This is a genomic window from Amphritea japonica ATCC BAA-1530 (genome assembly GCF_016592435.1).
Taxonomy (GTDB): domain Bacteria; phylum Pseudomonadota; class Gammaproteobacteria; order Pseudomonadales; family Balneatricaceae; genus Amphritea; species Amphritea japonica.
In genome coordinates, this window is record NZ_AP014545.1 from 112211 (window position 1) to 127747 (window position 15537).

The 15537-nt window shown below is 48.8% G+C and carries 12 protein-coding genes; 4 read left to right on the forward strand and 8 right to left on the reverse strand.

Going from position 1 to position 15537, the window contains the following annotated elements; translation table 11 throughout:
• Positions 1 to 189: 189 nt before the first annotated feature.
• Together AMJAP_RS00535 and AMJAP_RS00540 are read right to left on the reverse strand one after the other, a co-directional pair.
• Positions 190 to 1542, reverse strand: coding sequence for a sigma-54-dependent transcriptional regulator (locus tag AMJAP_RS00535; RefSeq protein ID WP_019621134.1), 1353 nt, complete (start codon positions 1540 to 1542; stop codon positions 190 to 192).
• Entirely contained in the window at positions 1539 to 3482 is a 1944-nt protein-coding gene (locus AMJAP_RS00540) for an ATP-binding protein (RefSeq protein WP_019621133.1), read from the reverse strand. Before AMJAP_RS00540 ends, AMJAP_RS00535 begins: the two co-directional genes overlap by 4 nt.
• A gap of 184 nt (positions 3483 to 3666) precedes the next feature.
• Between AMJAP_RS00540 and AMJAP_RS00545 the strand changes: the two genes are divergently transcribed.
• Both AMJAP_RS00545 and AMJAP_RS00550 read left to right on the forward strand, forming a co-directional pair.
• Positions 3667 to 4728: a TRAP transporter substrate-binding protein gene (locus AMJAP_RS00545; protein WP_051088396.1), complete on the forward strand. Its 1062-nt coding sequence runs from the start codon at positions 3667 to 3669 to the stop codon at positions 4726 to 4728.
• Between the two features lie 359 nt (positions 4729 to 5087).
• Complete coding sequence (locus AMJAP_RS00550; protein WP_019621131.1) at positions 5088 to 6926, forward strand: SLC13 family permease; 1839 nt, start codon at positions 5088 to 5090, stop codon at positions 6924 to 6926.
• Positions 6927 to 6972: 46 nt separating this feature from the next.
• On the opposite strand, the gene AMJAP_RS00555 is transcribed toward AMJAP_RS00550, so the two are convergent.
• From AMJAP_RS00555 to AMJAP_RS00580, 6 genes are all read right to left on the reverse strand, one after another.
• Positions 6973 to 7176: a hypothetical protein gene (locus AMJAP_RS00555; protein WP_019621130.1), complete on the reverse strand. Its 204-nt coding sequence runs from the start codon at positions 7174 to 7176 to the stop codon at positions 6973 to 6975.
• 148 nt (positions 7177 to 7324) lie between these two features.
• On the reverse strand, positions 7325 to 8350 hold the full coding sequence (locus tag AMJAP_RS00560; RefSeq protein WP_019621129.1) for a TRAP transporter substrate-binding protein: 1026 nt from the start codon (positions 8348 to 8350) through the stop codon (positions 7325 to 7327).
• Positions 8351 to 8412: 62 nt separating this feature from the next.
• A complete protein-coding gene (gene glcF, locus AMJAP_RS00565) occupies positions 8413 to 9636 on the reverse strand; it encodes a glycolate oxidase subunit GlcF (protein WP_019621128.1) in 1224 nt (407 codons plus the stop codon).
• Between the two features lie 28 nt (positions 9637 to 9664).
• Positions 9665 to 10777, reverse strand: a complete 1113-nt coding sequence (gene glcE, locus AMJAP_RS00570) for a glycolate oxidase subunit GlcE (protein ID WP_019621127.1) — start codon at positions 10775 to 10777, stop codon at positions 9665 to 9667.
• A gap of 2 nt (positions 10778 to 10779) precedes the next feature.
• Positions 10780 to 12264, reverse strand: a complete 1485-nt coding sequence (locus AMJAP_RS00575; RefSeq protein WP_019621126.1) for an FAD-linked oxidase C-terminal domain-containing protein — start codon at positions 12262 to 12264, stop codon at positions 10780 to 10782.
• Positions 12265 to 12422: 158 nt separating this feature from the next.
• Entirely contained in the window at positions 12423 to 13394 is a 972-nt protein-coding gene (locus AMJAP_RS00580) for a TauD/TfdA family dioxygenase (protein ID WP_019621125.1), read from the reverse strand.
• A 209-nt stretch (positions 13395 to 13603) separates the two neighbouring features.
• On the opposite strand from AMJAP_RS00580, the gene AMJAP_RS00585 reads away from it, so the two are divergent.
• Positions 13604 to 14530 (forward strand): LysR family transcriptional regulator, encoded by a 927-nt coding sequence (locus AMJAP_RS00585; protein WP_019621123.1) that lies wholly within the window; start codon positions 13604 to 13606, stop codon positions 14528 to 14530.
• A 318-nt stretch (positions 14531 to 14848) separates the two neighbouring features.
• On the forward strand, positions 14849 to 15334 hold the full coding sequence (locus AMJAP_RS00590) for a YbjN domain-containing protein (protein WP_019621122.1): 486 nt from the start codon (positions 14849 to 14851) through the stop codon (positions 15332 to 15334).
• The last annotated feature ends 203 nt before the right edge of the window (positions 15335 to 15537 follow it).

A 15537-nucleotide genomic window follows, 5' to 3' on the forward strand; every position in this document is an offset into this window, starting at 1 on the left:
TTTGCTACCCTGATAAATTGCAAACCTTATACCAGACCTGAAAATTAAAAATAATTAGATATAAAACAAAGGGTTATGCTTTTTTGATTTGAGCGTCAATTGCTTTCGTGGGTCAGTTTTGACTCAGCGTGATAGATTGTGCTGAGTCAGTTTTAACTCACTCATCTATGCAATGAGCGGCCTGTCAAACTAGTCACTAACAAAATCACTTCGCTCGAGGCCGTGCTTTTTCATCCGCAGATAGAGTTTTTTACGTGGAATCCCTAAAGCTTCTGCGGTCAGTTCGGCCTGACCCTTATTGGCCATCAGAGCAGCCGAGATGATTTCACGCTCGTAGCTGTCGATAAGGTCATCCAGACTTCCATCATTGGTCTGCGTAGTGTCAGTATCTGCCCCGATCGACAGACCCAGAGTCCATCGCTCTGCAGCATTACGTAATTCACGTACATTGCCAGGCCAGTTCTGCGTACGTAACTGCCGTAACAGTTGCTCTGGTATGGGGCGACTGTCACGGTTGAAGCGTTGATTAGCCTGTTCGACGAAATTACTGAACAGCACCGGGATATCTTCTTTACGTTGATCCAGGCAGGGGATCTCGATACTGGCCACATTCAGGCGGTAATAAAGGTCTTCCCGAAATATGCCCTGATCCGCAGACTCACGCAGGTTCACTTTAGATGCTGCAATAACCCGGATATCAATGCTGATAGTGGCATTGCCGCCTAAGCGCTGCAGCGTTCGTTCCTGTAATACCCGTAGCAGTCTCACCTGCAGTGAAGCTGGCATACTTTCTATCTCATCGAGAAACAGAGTGCCGCCGCTGGCGTACTCTATTTTTCCGACACGCTTTTTATTGGCCCCGGTAAATGCCCCGGCTTCATGACCAAACAACTCGCTTTCGATAACTGATTCCGTGACCGCACCACAGTTAAGCGCAACAAAAGGTTTTTCAGCCCGGGGACTAAAGTCGTGCAGACACTTAGCGACAACCTCTTTACCGGTGCCCGTTGCACCATTGATAATCAGATCCACATCGACCTGTGCCAGTTGTAAAGTGGTTTCTCTCAGTCGGACGATAGCAGGCGTTTGACCAACCAGGCGATTCTCAATTTCGTGCTGCCCCTCTATCGCCTGGCGAAGACTACGGTTTTCAAGCACCAGTCGACGTTTTTTCCAGGCCCGTTGTACGGTATTGATCTGGTGTTGAGGGTCATCGGTTTTTTCCAGAAAATCGTATGCTCCCAGACGTATTGCCTGAATAGCGATGGCGATATCCGAGTGACCACTAAACATTATTACCGGGATCTCAGGGTCGATCTCGAGGATCTTTTGTAATACCTCAAGCCCACCCATAATATCCATACGTACATCGCAGATAATGACCCCTTGCCAACTCATTGAGCACTGCGCAATCGCGCTCAGAGGGTTCTCAAAAGCAATTGCGTTATAGCCTTCGAGTTGCAGTGTCTGAGTCATAGATTCACGGACAATTTCTTCATCATCAATGATAATTACCTGGCCATCAGCTACGGCTGAGTTCATGACTTACTTCTCCGGTATTCGGGTAACTGGATACAAAATGATGCGCCGCTGGCTGACTCATCTGCGACAGTGAGCCGGCCACCAAAACTTTTTACGATGTTATAGGAGATGGACAGACCCAGGCCCAGGCTCTGCCCACGGCGTTTGGTAGTGAAAAATGGCTCGAAAATCTGTTCACGTAATTCCCTGCTAATGCCCGGGCCGTTGTCACTTATATGAATATCAAACCGGTCCTGAATATGCCGGCAATCAATGATGATTGTTTTTTCCTGCTGATTGTTTATCGCATCCAATGCATTGGTGATCAGGTTAAGGACGACCTGTTCCAATTGCACCTGATCGGCTTTAACCAGGCTGCGATCGTTGTCAAAGCTCAGTTCTATTGTGGTGAGTTTTCGAACCTCATCCCCTTCAAGCATCGACAGCACGTTATCCAGTACAAGGCGCAGATCGACCATAACAAGGTTTTCCTGCTGCTTACGGGCCATTGATTTAAGGCGGGTAATGATGGTGGTTGCCCGCTTAGTAAGGTTGGATATCTGGTTCAGATTTTTTTCTGTTTCGTCCAGCCGTCCTGACTTCATCAGGCGTAAGCCGTTATGCGAGTAGTGCCCGATGGCTGATAACGGTTGGTTAATTTCGTGGGCAATACCGGCGGATAACTGGCCGAGCGCAGCCAGTTTGCCTGCCTGTACCAACTCTTCCTGCTGGGCACTTATCTGATCCCGGAAGCTGACCAGTGAGCGCGCCATAGTACCAATTTCATCACTACCTTTTACCTGTACTTGTTCCTCCAAATTACCGCTGGCAATTGAACGCATACTGCGATCCAGGCTGGTAATTCTGCCCACCATATTCCGGCCCACATAGAGCCAGACAATCAGAATGGAGAATATTAAACTGGCGGCAACCATTAACAGCATCCAGATACGACCTTTCTTAATTGTCTCTCGGGCATTTTGTGCGGAGATCTGTGCGGCCGATTCAGCCTGATCGGTCTGAATCTTAATCTGTTGATTCAAGACACCAAGCTCTTCTCTGATACGGCTGAGTAGAGATTCTCCGGATTGCAGAATAGCGCGTTCCTTACTGCGGATGGTAAACATATTGTTTTCCCCCCGGGTCAGAAAAACGATATTGATAATGGTTTGCTTCAAGGCCTGGATACCGCGTAAATTTCCCACCGCTTCGATGTCTTGTTTAATTCGCTGAATGATCTCATCGGAGTGGGTCTGGGTTGCGATCAGAGAGTTGAGGTCGGGTAGATGTTGAGCTCTGTCTACTAAGTTTATCAGCAGGTTTACATCAGCCTTGATACGGTACAGCCGTTGTAGGTCCGCATTGATTGTGCTGACAGCATCTTTGCCGAAGTTGTTCATAGAGATCCAGGAATCAGAGGACTCCTGATTAAACAGACTGAACAGATATTGCTGCTCATCTTCAATGAGTCGGTTTATATCACTGAGAAAGCTTGATGCGACCCATCTTAGGCGTTGGTTTTCAGCACTTTTCTTCTGCTGTATCTCGAGCTTCTGGATGACATTAGTATCCAGTTCTGTCAGGGTCTTATTTAGTGTTTCTATCTGTTCAGAAAGAACCCTTTGTGCCTGGTGATCCTGAGTAACTGCCGAAATTTGCGGCAGCAGGTCGGCCATCAGGGTTATGTCCAGGTTTAGGTCCTGACGAATACTCTGCCGGCTTGATTCACCTTTAACTGCTAGCAGGGTGGGGGCTGTCAGGGTTATTTTAGTACCCCTTTCTTTCAGGTCAGTCATCAGACTGAGGGTGTGTATATTACCTTCCACTACATGATTTAATTCGTCGCCCAGACGGTTATATGAGGCCCAGCTGACGATACTGGCGAGTAGGGTAAGCGCGCTTAATGCACCAAATGCCAAGAATAAACGGCCGCGAATCCCCAGCCGGTACCTACTACTCATATAATCGATGCCTTGATTTGTTTATGTTGCATCATAGTCATTTCGGCGATTAATTAGCAATTATGTCAGGTTGAAACATCCATTATGATCCGCTTACGTAAGTGGTTATAGGCAAGTACTATAATTAAGGCTACCCTAAAAACTCACTTATACATTATTCAGGCGGTCGCTTAAGCCGGTGTTTATGAAAACAATAAAAACATACAGAGTGTCTCTTTTTTTCTGCTTGATGGCTGCCGCTTTTAGCGGTTTATCTGCGGCAAACGATACTATCATCATCAAGGGCGTAGGCACCTGGGATTACTTCACTAATTATCAAAAGCACGAGGGCCCTTTCTGGAATGAGCGTATTGCAGAGGTTAGTGATGGGCAAATCATCGGTGAGATAAAGCCGCATACTGAGTTGGGCTTGCAGGGCTATGAAATCATGCGTCTGGTAAAAAATGGTGTATTTGATTTTGCGTTTGGCTTACCGGGTTATGTTGTGCCGGAAAGTGAGATATTTGAAGGTGCAGACCTGTCGTCGTTGGTACAGAACATCGATGTGCAAAAGCAGGTAGCTAATGCTTATTTTCCAACTCTGGAGCGCGCCTTCGCTGAAAAATATAACGCCAAGCTGATGATGCTGTACCCGTTTCCAAGTCAGATGCTCTGGTGTAATAGTCAGATCAGCAGCATTGAAGATCTGAAGGGAAAGCGAATACGCGTGTTTCTGACGACCCTGGGCGATTTTGTCGAAGGTGTTGGCGCTGTTCCCGTGAGCGTGCCTTATAAAGATGTACCTGATGCTCTTGAAAAAGGCATAGTTGACTGCGTAATTACAGGCACGATGTCAGCATTTACCAGCAAATTGTACAAAGTTGCCTCTCATGGCTTTACCTTGCGGGTAGGCTGGGGGCTGGCATTCGGTGCAATGAATATGAATAAGTGGAATTTGTTGAATGATGAACAGAAGGTTCTTTTGCAAAATGAACTTGCAGCATTAACCGAAAGCATGTGGCAGGAAACAGCAACCGAAGATGCCATTGCCCTGGCGTGTCTGTCAGACGGTCCCTGTTCTATTGGTGAGACAGGTAAGATGAAACTGGTAGAGCCTTCTGATGCTGATCTTCTTGTACGTAATCAGGTCGCTACGGAAGTTATCTTACCGCGATGGGCAGAGCGTTGTGGGCCGGAATGCGCAGCTAACTGGAATCGTACGGTAGGGAAAGTCCTTGATTTGAGGGCCGAGGCGAAGGCGAGGTAAGCCAGAGTTATTGAAATTTCCGTTAATATTCTGCTGTTATAGGTTTGGGTTTTAGAGAATTTATCTGTCGATGACTCAGAATACTACAGTGTTTTGAACTTTCTGTTTGGGTGACAATGCCTCCTTATACCCTGGAGATCGAAGCGTAAATGCGGAAGTTGTCTGTGTTTTCTCAGATGGGTATTCGGCGGGAAATGATTTTTTTGAGTTCATTTTTGGTTAAAATGTTTAGCGAGTAATTGGGGGAGAAGGTCGTATAGTCTTTTGCTCTGGCCTCGTTTATTTCTGTAACCTGTAGTTTCCCCTGCGGGCTTTGTTAGACTGCATGAGATGCTTTTACAAACCGAGTAGCAAATATAATGATGCCCGCTGACATAGTATTGAATACTCATGCCATTGCCGTTCTGTTACTGACAGCCCTGGCTCTGTTTCTGTTTACCCGGGACTGGCTGCCGCTGGAATCCTCCAGCTTATTTGTTCTGGCCGCGCTGGCTACCGGCTTTCAGCTTTTCCCTTTTAGCTCTGATGGCAAAACACTTCACGCGGTAGATTTCTTTTCCGGCTTTGGGCATGAAGCCCTGGTCGCTGTGACTGCATTGATGATAATAGGCCACGCGCTGGCGCGAACAGGGGCGCTTGAGCCCGTTGGCAGAGCGCTGACTCGCTTATGGGAAGTATCGCCGCAGCTGTCCTTTTTACTGACACTGATAGTCGGGGCCGTATTGAGTGCGTTTGTTAATAACGTGCCTATCGTTATTTTACTGCTGCCCATCCTGACCAGTGTCTCGTTACGTATGAAAACCTCGGCCTCACGTATTCTGATGCCCATGGGGTTTGCTACGCTGATAGGAGGGATGGGAACCACCATCGGTACATCGACGAACCTGCTGGTGGTGTCGGTGGCTGTGAGCATGGGAATGAATCCTTTCTCCATGTTTGAATTTATTTTGCCCGTGGCGCTCAGCAGTCTGATAGCCATTATGTACTTATGGCTGGTGGCGCCGAAAATGCTGCCCGATCGGGCATCGGAGCTTGGCGACACATCGCCGCGTATTTTTTCCGCCGCGCTAAACATTAATCAGGATGGCTTTTCTGACGGTAAAACCGTTGAAGAGATTATTGAACAGACCGATAAACAGATCAAAATACAGTATGTTAAAAGGGCAGGGAGCGATGCACTGACGGTGCCTTCCCGGCAATTGACCTTGAAGCAGGATGATCAACTGTTGTTGAGTGATAGTCCGGAAAATCTAAAAGCGTATGAGAAACTGTTGGATGCCGACTTATATAGCAGTGATCAAAAAATAGACGATGATCATCCTTTGCAGGCAGAAGGTCAGCAGTTAGCGGAAATTATCATTGCTCAGGGCTCGCCGCTATTGAATACGACAGTTGCAAAAACACGTTTTGCTGATCGTTATCAGTTGGTTGTTCTGGCGCTACATCGTTCTGGCACACAGAGTCGTCAAGCGGTGGCGGATATAGATAATACGCAGTTGCAGGTGGGTGATGTTTTGCTGGTACAGGGTGCGAGTGAAACAATCGCAGACCTAAAGCAGCAGGGCAAAATATTGGTACTGGATGCTACCTCACATATCCCTCATTCAGAAAAAGCGCCACTGGCATTAATGATTATGATCACTGTTGTCGCTATCGCAGCATTAGGGATTCTGCCCATCGCTATCAGTGCGGTCTGTGGTGTGCTGTTACTGGCGCTGACAAACTGCCTGGGCTGGAAAGATATGGCTCAGGCCGTCAATGCGCAGATCATACTGATTGTTGCTGCATCATTAGCGCTGGGGTTCGCCATGCTTGAAACCGGTGCTGCAGATGCGATGGCCGCAGGCTTTGTTAATCTGACGGCGGGGATGTCGGTGACGATGCAGTTAAGTGGGCTGATGCTATTAATGGCGGTGATGACCAATATCGTCTCAAATAACGCGGCAGCCGTGATCGGCACACCCATCGCAATCGGGATCGCTAACCAATTAGGCATGCCGCTAGAGCCTTTCGTGCTGGCTGTATTGTTTGGCGCCAATATGAGCTATGCCACCCCAATGGCTTATAAGACAAATCTGTTGGTAATGACCGTAGGGGGCTACACCTTCAACGACTTTTTAAAAGTTGGTATCCCACTAACCATCATAATGTGGCTATCCCTGAGCTTCCTGATACCGGTGTTTTATCCGATTGGATGATGTCCCTCTCCCGTGTCTTCGTTTCGGCTCTATTCTATATCGAAGTTTAAATACTTAACTGTGCGGGAAGGAAAATTAGGGGGGCTTTAGCGAAGGAAGCAGAGAACCCCTGCTTACTATTATTACGCAGAAAGTGGATCTTGGGCGTGCTGGCCAGAGGTTGTAAGGAAAAAAGCCCGTCTGCAGCTTTATGGCCAGGCATGCAGACGGGAAAGGAAGATTGATCGGCAGGCTCGATCAGCCATTTCATTTCTGTTTTCCTCAGCAGGTTAATAATCAAAACTAAACACAGGACGTCTGGTTTAATTTGATAGCTGATCGATTGTTAACCTGGCTGAACAGATTTAACCAGAATATACAGGTCCTGCTTTCAGACCTGCATAACTCTGACAGGACCGTTAAGGATTATAGTTTCTTGCAATCTCACGTAACTCTTTTAGCGCGCCTGCTGCATTTACGTCCCTGTCTGCAACCCGGGTAAGGTAATCTTCATCCATACCTTTGATCATGGTCTGGAACTCCTGATCAATCGGATCGCCAGGCTGTACCTCAAGAATCGACACTCCGGCTTCTTTTGCTATCTTCAGGCCTTCAGTATCACCGGCATCCCAGGCCCGGCCTGCCAATGCGGATAGCTGTTCACCTGATACTTTCATAATTGCTTCCTGGTCAGACTGACTCAGACCGGCCATGAAACCAGGGTTGAGGAACATCGAAAAGCTCATGGTGTACATACCGCCCGGTAGCAGAACCAGCTGCTTTGTAACTTCATTCAGGCGCAGGGTTTTCTGCTCGCCTGCCGGGATAAAGACGCCGCCGACAACACCCTGCTGCATCATTTCGTACACCTTAGTGGCGGGAGCGCCTACCGGGGTTACGCCCATTCGCTTACCCAGAGCACCTTGAATTCCGCCACCGAGACGGATTTTACGGCCCTTCATCTCTTCCAGCGAACTGATTGGTTCCGCCAGGTGGATCTGGCCCGGCCCGTGGGTAAACAGTGCTGCCAGGGTCAAACCTTCGTGTTCATTAGCTTGTTTGTAATACTTGTTATTCACTCGCCACAGGGCGACTGAGGCTGCTTCAGCGCTGGCGTTAAGGTTAGGCAACTCGACTGATTCGGTCAGTTTAAAGCGGCCGGGCATATAGCCGTGTACACTCCAGCTGGCATCGACAACGCCATCTTCCACCAGCTCAAACATGGTCTTTGGGTGGCCCATGCCGTATTCGATCACCATTTTCACCCGGCCGTCGGTGGCTTCGTCGATCCACTTACCCCAGGTGTCCAGTACTACAGCATTCTGTGGATGGGTTGGTGGCAGCCAGCTGGCAACCCGCATGGTGGTTTCCGCTAATGCGCTGGTGGCAAGGGTCATGCTTAGTGCAATGCCGGTTAGCGGTTTGAACAGCGTTTTTAGTTTCATCGTTTTTACCTTCTTTTTATTGTTTTGCCTTTCATCAGGCCTGGTTTATTTCAAGCTGGAGTTTATTCCAGTGCTGTATCGACAACTTGTATCCAGTGTCTGACCGGACGATCAGCACCCTCAGACAGGTGGCTGATACAACCGATATTGGCGGATACAAATTGATCTGCACCGGAACGTTCCAGGGTTCTACGTTTGTTTTGTCTAAGCTCGGTTGCCAGCTCAGGTTGAAAAATTGAGTAAGTGCCTGCTGAGCCGCAGCAAAGGTGACTGTCTATGACGGATTTCAGTTCAAAGCCCATTCGGCTGAGCAACGCTTCAACGCTCCCCGCCAGTCCCTGACCATGTTGCAACGAGCAGGGACACTGGAACGCCAGGCTGGCCGTCGTATTAATTGGCAACGTTTCAATGGCTTCCTGACTGAGTACTTCCACAATATCTTTTGTCAGTTTTGAAACCCGGCGGGCCTTTTCTGCGTAGTGAGGATCATCTTTAAGCAGCTCACCATACTCCTTTACCGTGGTACCACAGCCGCTGGCGGTCATGATGATCGCTTCACAGCCCTGATCGATTTGTGGCCACCAGGCATCGATATTGCGACGCATAAAGTCCAGCCCATCCTGCTGCTGATTGAGGTGATAGCTCAGCGCACCGCAACAACCCGCCTTAGGGGCGGTAATCAGAGATATTCCAAGTTTGTTCAATACCCGGGTGGTCGCCGCATTGATATCCGGATCAATGGCGGGTTGTACGCAGCCTTCAAGTACTAGCATGGTGCGCTGCAGGGCAGCCTGGGTCTGCTTGGCAGCCGTGGTGGTTAGTTTCCTGGCGGGCACTTTGTTGCTGAGTGCTTTGGGCAGTAGCGGACGAATAGCCTGTGCTGTACGTAATAAACGGGTGAAACGGTTGCGGTAAGGTAAAACATTAAGAATCGCGGTACGCAGCAGGCGTTGTTTCAGGTTGCGGGGTACCTCCTGCTCGACAAGCGGCACACCGATCTCCAGCAGGCGGTGATACTGCACATTAGAAGGACAGGTGGTTTCACATGCACGACAGTTCAGACAGCTGTCCAGATGTTGCTGGGTGAGCTGGGAAACAGGGTCACCTTCCAGCAACTGCTTGAGCAGGTAGATCCGTCCCCGGGGGCTGTCTAGTTCATTCCCGGTAAGATTATAGGTGGGACAGGTTGCCAGGCAGAAGCCACAATGAACACACTTGCGGAGTATTGATTCTGCCTCTTGGCCGAGCGGGCTCTGTCTCAGTGATTCTGTGATGTTGGTCTGCACAGTTGTTTTCCATCTATATTTAAGTAGGTTACAGCTCGGTATACAGGCGACCAGGATTCAGGATGCCGGCCGGATCGAAGCTCTGTTTTATTCGCTGGGTAAGTGGTAGCAGGGCATTGCTGAGCGGATGAAACAGGGTGTGGCCAGGTTCACTGCGATCCACCGCCGTGGCATGGCCTCCATTCGCTTCAGCCCATTGAATAATCTGGCAAGGGTCAGCTTCGCTGTAGAGCCAGCGTTGCGCTCCGCCCCATTCGATCAGCTGATGCCTGGCAAGAGCATCAGGAACAGCCGCTGCCGCCGGTGGCAATGACAGACGCCAGCAGGGTTGTGCAGGGTGAAAGAATGGATGTTGTTGTTCTTTTGCCTGCAGCCAGAACTGATCTGTACTCAATCGCTCCCCGCCAATTATCTGTGCTGCGCTATGGACGCCGGCGGTTGCACCAGACAGGCGAATATAGAGCTGGTCGTTATGGAACAGGGTGGCTGAGATCGGCAATGGCTGACGCCCCAGGTCGCATAACAGGGTTTGCATCTGTTGTTGGCTACAACTGAGTACCCGGGTCTCTTCATGGGCTGGCATGGGGATTACTTTCAGGCTGATTTCCAGCAGTACACCCAGGGTGCCCTGGGCGCCGCTCATCAACCGGGAGACATCATAGCCCGCTACATTTTTCATCACCTGACCGCCAAAGCGCAGGATTTCACCTTTACCGTTGATCATAGTGACACCCAGGACAAAGTCCCGTGCCGCACCACTATAAGGTCTCCGGGGGCCGGATAATCCACAGGCGATAGTACCGCCCAGAGTGGCATTATCTGCGTAATGAGGCGGTTCGAAGCCCAGCATCTGCCCTTGTTCAGCCAGTACGGTTTCTATGACCTGGAGCGGGGTACCTGCCCGGGCGGTGATGACCAGTTCGGAAGGTTCATAACTGACAATACCCTGATAATCACTGAGCGACAGTGTTTCTCCCTCAAGGGGGCGACCATAAAAGCGCTTACTTCCACCGCCGCATATTACCAGGGGCTGCTGGTTTACAAATGCCTGCTCTACCTGATTGGCTAACGACTGAGCCTGGTCACGGGCCTGATCCTGGGTCAGGGCTCCCGGAAATACTTGTTCTGCCACAGCTTGCATAATCAGAAGCGCTCCAGGTGGGGAAAAGGCATCTCGCCATGATGTACATGCATGGCATTAAATTCGGCACAACGGGCCAGGGTCGGAATCTGCTTGCCAGGGTTGAGGAGTTGTTTTGCGTCAAATGCCTGTTTCAGGGCGTGGAACTGCTGCAGCTCGATCGGGGAAAACTGCAGGCACATCTGATTGATCTTCTCCAGTCCGATGCCGTGTTCGCCGGAAATCGTTCCGCCGACTTCGATACAGAGCTCAAGAATACGGGTGCCCAGTTCAAAGGCTCGCTGGTGTTGGTCATCATCAGAGGAGTCAAAAAGGATCGATGGGTGCATATTGCCATCCCCGGCATGGAATACATTGACCACTTGCAGCTGATATTGGTCAGCCAGTTGGTTGATCTGCTTCCAAACCTGAGCCAGTGCGCGGCGCGGAATAGTGCCGTCCATAATATAGTTATCCGGCGCCAGCCGGGCCAGTGCGGGAAACGCTGCTTTACGGGCAGCCCAGATTCGTTTGCTCTCTTCGGCGCTATTGGCGATCTGAATGTCAGTCGCGTTGAGGCCGGTGAATATACTGATGACGTTATTCAGTTCATCTTCAACCTCCGCAGCACTGCCATCCAGTTCGCAGATAATGACAGCTGCGGCATCGACCGGGTAACCCGCATGCATTAGCTCTTCGATGGCACGGATACCGGTTTGGTCAATCATCTCCAGTCCGGCAGGAATGATTCCGGCACCGATCACTGCCGCAATGGCATGACCGGCGTCCTCTATGGTTGCGAAGGCGGCCAGCATGACACGTGTGCTGGCTGGGATAGGTAGCAGCTTGACCCGGATCTTGACGATGATACCCAGCAGACCCTCTGAACCTGTCATGATTGCGGTGAGATCGTACCCCGCCGCGTCCAGCGCCGCACTGCCAAGGGTAATCAGCTCGCCTTCGATGGTTACCAGTTCAAGCTCAAGGATATTATGTACGGTCAGACCGTACTTGAGACAGTGCACCCCGCCAGCGTTTTCGGCGACATTGCCGCCGACCGAACAGGCCAGTTGCGATGACGGGTCCGGTGCAAAATACAGGTTGTGGGGGGCAACGGCATCAGATACCGACTGATTGCGTACTCCAGGATCGATCAGGGCGGTGCGATTGTTAAGATCGATATCGTGGATCTGGTTAAATTTGCTCATACCCAGCAAGACACCATTCTCAACCGGCATCGAGCCGGCAGTTAAACCGGTTCCTGCCCCCCTGGCAACCACCGGTATATTCAAGTGATTGCAGCAACGCATTACGTGCTGCACCTGCTCGATGGTTTCTGGTAGCACGGTCAGTAATGGTAGCTGACGCATGGTGGTGAAAGCGTCACATTCGTAAGCGTGTAACTGCTCAACTTCAGTGATAATGAATTGCGCAGGGATCAGCTGGCCCAGCTGGGGGAGAAGGCTGTTAAGTAAGTTATCGTGCTGGGTTGCGGTGTTGAGCGTCATATCCTGATCCGGGTTATTATTATTTTCAGGTTAAAGGTGACTCAAATGATGGTCACCTTTGTCTTGTATAAATAAAAAACATAGGGGTATGACACCCCATATTTTTTTAAAAAACATGGGGTGTTGAGTGTCATGCGAGAATATGGGATCGCTGTTTATTAGCGTTTGGAAATACCACTACGGCCCGGGAAATCTGAAGCCAGCTCCCTGGCATTAGGCATCTTCAGCCATAGTCGATAAAGATGCCGTCTGCGTTCAGGTTCGTCGTAATCTTCGAAGCCCGTGCGGGAATGGAAGATGGCATAGTTATTTGCGAACTGGATATCACCGGGCTCCATCAACATATCTATACGAATATCCGGATCACTTAAAATCGAATCAACGAGATCTAAGGCTTCAACTTCGACAGTGGATAACGGTAAGCCTGCATTTTCCTGAGCTATCTCTATATACTGGCGCAAATACATACCGCTTAATTTGCCCTTGTGATAACTAAAGATTGGTGTTTGACCAACGTCACCGTCATTAAGATGCTCTAACAGGAAGTGGCGGTGCAGAAGCCCAAGATACTCCGGGTGTTTTTCCAGGATTTCATTGTAGAGTGTCATCGCACTTGAAAGGCTGCTCACACCGCCTGATTTGGCTTTGCGCAAACAAAGTAAGCCAACAACATCCGATAGATCGGCGTGATAAGGCAGATATTCATTCGTCTCATATACACGAACTTGCTTTGGATCTATGGCTCCAATATTTTTTACATCCCCTAGCATGTCGCCTTTTATATTTTGAGAAACCGGTGTGCCCATATGAAGGCCCAGGCCGTAGTAAATAATGGCTGCTTCTTCATCCGTATATTGCTCAATTGGTAAGCCGCGAATGACGATGAAACCCTTCCCATTTTCAAGTTCCTCATTGAAGTAATTGATCTCTTCTGTGAGAGCTGTAATCGGGAAATCTTCTTTGGCAAAGTCGGGGACTTTTAGTCCTTTTTGTTTGACGTTTTCTAAGGCCTTTTCGAGAACGCTAATGGATTCATCAGACCAATGATAAATCCATGTCCCGTCATCCTTTATATCTTTTCCTTTCCAGGCTGATGGACCTTCAATTTTTTCTTTATGGATGACGCTCATTATCTATTCCTCTAAAAAGCCAGATTGTTATTATTTTATGCTGACTACTACGGCTGGTGACTCAACCAACTGGGCCGTGCCAAGCCAGATGAAAGCGATTCAAATCACTGTAATCCTGATCTTGTATAAAAAAAAATACATAATGACTATAGTGTTCCATATAAAAAAAATATGACAAGAAGCAGGTGAGATGATTTGGAGGGACCGATGTGAAACTCAATCAGTTGAAGTACTTTCTCAAAATAGCAGAGCTAGGTAGTGTTTCAGCGGCGTCACGGCAGTTGTATATAGCGCAGCCGGCGCTGAGTCATCAGGTAGCGGCTCTGGAAAAAGAACTTGAGGTAAAGTTGTTCATCCGAACCGTTAAAGGGGTTCAGCTTACCCCCGCGGGGGAAAAGCTTTTCCACCATGCAGGATTGATCCTGCGGCAGGTTGAAAGTGCACGGGCGGATGTGAATTCTCATGAATTTTCTCCCAGGGGGGAGGTGTGTCTTGTGATTGATGCCTCTAAGGCATACTCCCTGTTACCTTTGCTCGTAACCGAGACAGAAAAGCGTTTTCCTGAGGTTCAGTTAAATGTTTTTGATGCCATGAGTCTTGTGGCTGCTCAGCAGGTCGCTGATGGAAAGGTCGATCTTGGATTGATTCCTAATGCCGCTGATCTCAGTGGCGTGGAAGTGTTACCCGTATACCGAGAGTCTCTGTGTCTTGTTGGGAAAAACATAGGTTCGGTGATGGAGAATGAGACCATTCTATTTGAGGAGCTGGCAGATTACCCCCTCGTCGCACCTTCTCGCCCGCATAACATTCGCCTGCACATTGAGCAGGCTGCGCTGGAAGCTCGTCGTCCGCTAGATATTCGCTATGAACAAAACACCGGCTTGGGGATACGGTGTTTGGTCAACAGCGGGATTGCGAATGCGATTATCCCGAGAGATGTGATGGAGATGGAGTTGCAAAGGGGTGAGTTAAGTGCCTTGAAAATCATTCAGCCGAGTATCGAGAGAATTCATTCGCTGGTGCGTTTGAAGGACCGTCCGAGAACAACCGCTTGCCGTGCTTTGGAGGCTTTGCTGATCGAGTTGATTGGTCAGCTTTGCGAACAAAATATGCTCGATGGTGAGGCTCTGAGTTAGTTGTATTCGCTCAGGAATGGAGATGAATCTTTGTTTTGCTCCCGTTATCTCTCGTAGAGTGTTTAGGCTATCGAGGTGAAGAAACTAAAAGATTAAGGCCTCTACGTGCTCATGATGAGTATTTAGTGGTTAAGAAATAGTCGTTTATCTTAAACGCCTAATATACAATTACTTAACTTTAGGGTTCTGTGACGCTTGTGTTTAATGTCTCATGCATTGCTGAAGCCGATTACATCGTTGAGCGCTTAATCGCCAGGGTGTACATTATATGGATTACATAAAAATTTTTTACGTACTTATATAAGGATTTTGACAGCTATGGGAAAACTTATTATCAAATCTGCGTTTTTATCAGCTTGCATGCTTGCTCCCTTAATCGCTCCAACGACATATGCCGCAGATTTAATCTCTGCTGATGATCCTGAGGCTATTTTAAATATTGCCAGAGGCTTTGGCAGCGCTCGATTGACAGAGGATTCTGCTGGAGATCCAAAAATAAGCGGACGGATAGATGGCACTAAATATGGCATTTATTTTCACGGCTGTAACTCTGATGGTGAAAGGTGCGATGAGATTAAATTTGGCACAGCCTGGGTCGTAGAAGACAGAGTTTCACTTGAAACAGTAAACGAGTGGAATAGAACTAAGAAGTTTGGCGTTGCGTATCTGGATAGCGATGGTGATCCAAATCTAGATATGGCTGTAAATATTGATTATGGTGTCACCATAGAAAACCTTGAAGATTCTTTTAGCTACTGGGAGAAGATTGTTCCAGCCTTTAAAGAACAGGTTCTGAACCAGTAAGCTACGTGTAATTAGCACCTCGACACCTCGACACCTCGAAACATACTGCTCTGGTTTCACCAGACTGTTTTGGGGTGTCTATTTCTCTCCCTCCCCCTTTTTTACGAATAAAACCTATATGTCTGTATAGGACGATTGCCGTTCTTTCACCGGCCTCGAGTCAGGGATAATAAGCTTTACAATCTCTTTCATGCATCCCGTAA